Genomic DNA, 2,288 nt, shown 5'->3' with positions numbered 1-2,288 from the left:
TGAAACTGAGGTTACCCAAGTTGATTTGACAGCAGGGTTTCCATAATCTATTAATCACCTAAAAACTGCAAACTAATATTTTTTGCCAGATTAAAGCCAGTTTTTTTAGCCCATTGTTATCATCGTACGTATATGACCTATCTAAATTAATAGGTTGTATTCAAAATAAAACTCCGCTATCCTCCAGGAAATATTCTTAAAGAAGGAATTGACGCATGTGTGGACCAAAAACGCCCATTTCCGCGATGTTTGCATTCCCGAACGGGGAATGTGAGTGCGTTGGGCGCCTCGAGAATAGGAACGAGGAGTGGACCTGTGCCCCGAAGAGGTATTCGCCTGCCCTCCCGAAGGACACCGGGACGATGTGACGGCCAGGCCAGAGAACCACTACTCCCGCGAGTACTTCGTGACCTCTACCTTATCGAATAATACGAATAACTGGGATATAACCTGTCCCTTTGTGTTACAAACCATTAGCGCTGAAATCAAATTGCGGCTTGGAGATTATCAATATTCATTCTACAATCAATAAATGGACGCGATCAACCATTTGATGAGGTATTGATAATATCAGGAGAATCAATGATTGATTTCTTTAACCGACCAGGATTCTTGGGAACTCATGCCACCTTACTATCAGATATTTCACTCATCCTGATATTGCTGACTGCAACCCTATTCACAATTGGTTGGAGATTGATCCGCCATCATCATGTCGAGGCACACCGATGGGTTCAAACCGTCGCCGCCATAATCAATGCCGTAGTAGTACTCGGTGTGATGATCAAATCGTTTTTTGTCCATATACTTCCCGGACTTCCGGATAAGTTTTTTGAGGGTTCTTATGGCGTCACAACGGTTCACGCTTTTGTTGGGTCGATCGGTCTGGTCCTGGGCATATTTGTCGTTTTGAGAGGCAATCAATTGGTACCCCAAAGATTGCGGTTCAAAAATTACAAATGGTTTATGCGTACTTCGTATGCGCTTTACATGTTAGCCACTTTACTTGGAGTGGCCGTATATATTGAAGCCTTTATTATTGGTATTTAGGTCACATTCTCCTTTTTCCTATTAATGGAGAAATCACGAATGCCTCGAATTGCCTTGATTTATCCTTATTTCCGAACAAGATCAGCAAACGAAATCTTGTTCCCACCCCTCGGGGAGGCATATCTTGCCAGTCAGCTTCATCGACTCGGAATGGAAACAAGGATTTTTGATTGTACCTTTGAGACTTTCGAAATTATTCAAAAAAAACTCGAAGATTACCACCCGGATATTGTGGGCATTTACGTTATGGTGACATTAAGCCGGAATGCTTTCAGAATCGCAGAGATGGTGCGAACGAATATTCCAGAGAGTCTGCTTGTGGCAGGTGGGCCATTACCCACTCTCTACCCGGAACAATACAGCGAACGCTTTGATGTTGTGTTTCGCGGGGAAGATGATTTAAGTTTCCCTCGTTTTTGCATGGATTTCTTTGATCTCCGCCTAAAGAAAAACCAACTTGGCGAATTATCTCTTGAATCTTATGCAGGGCTCTTCGTTCAAAATGAGAACCACCGGATTAATAATCCAGTTGTCCATCATAACGAAAATGAATTCGCATCTTTTCCACTTCCATACCGTGATGACTTTGACCATGCTGCGTATCAACAGGTTTGGCAGCAGCAGGATGGCTCGAAAACCACCTCCCTTATGACCACTTTCGGTTGTCCCTTCAATTGTGATTTTTGTTCACGACCGGTCTTCGGCGATCATTTTCGCCGCAGAAACCTGGATATGGTATTCGCCGAGATCGAGCAAATTAAGGCACTGGGTTATGACAGCCTGTGGATCGCTGATGACAATTTCACCCTTGATCCACGCTTCCTCAAAGAATTTTGCCTCCGTATGGTTGGCAAGAAGATGAAATGGAGCTGCTTATCGCGGGTTACAGGGGTCAATGAAGAAATCGTGAGAATCATGAAGAAAGCCAGCTGCCGCCGAGTCTACCTGGGCTTGGAATCCGGCAATCAGCATACCCTCAAATTAATGAAAAAGCAGACCACGCTCGAAGAAGGGCAAAATGCAGTTCACCAGTTCCATAATGCGGGCATCGAAATTGCCGCTTTTTTCATCGTCGGTTATCCGGGTGAAACAACCGCCTCGATTGATGACACATTTCGTTATGCGCTTGAACTCCCCATCGATCTAATTTCCTTTAATGTTCCCTTCCCGTTACCCGGTTCACAGTTGTATGAGCATGTGAGTAACCTGGACAAGAATAAGGATTGGAATGTGGAAAA

2 protein-coding genes are annotated in these 2,288 nt (G+C 44.1%); both read left to right on the top strand.

The window, feature by feature from the left end:
- Window positions 1-582: 582 nt before the first annotated feature.
- Window positions 583-1,050: a DUF420 domain-containing protein gene (locus NC238_15650; protein ID MCM1567340.1), complete on the top strand. Its 468-nt coding sequence runs from the start codon at window positions 583-585 to the stop codon at window positions 1,048-1,050.
- 39 nt (window positions 1,051-1,089) lie between these two features.
- Window positions 1,090-2,288, top strand: a 1,199-nt coding sequence (locus NC238_15645) for a B12-binding domain-containing radical SAM protein (GenBank protein MCM1567339.1), incomplete at its 3' end; no start/stop codon positions are given.

Origin of the sequence: Dehalobacter sp. (assembly GCA_023667845.1) — a bacterium.
GTDB lineage: Bacteria > Bacillota > Desulfitobacteriia > Desulfitobacteriales > Syntrophobotulaceae > Dehalobacter.
The sequence above is the reverse complement of the archived record's forward strand: the minus strand, read 5'-3'. Positions and strand labels throughout refer to the sequence as shown.

What these genes read in the sequence shown, in the direction of transcription:
- NC238_15650 (MCM1567340.1), top strand. Translation starts at nt 583, where the DNA reads ATGATTGATTTCTTTAACCGACCAGGATTCTTGGGAACTCATGCCACC.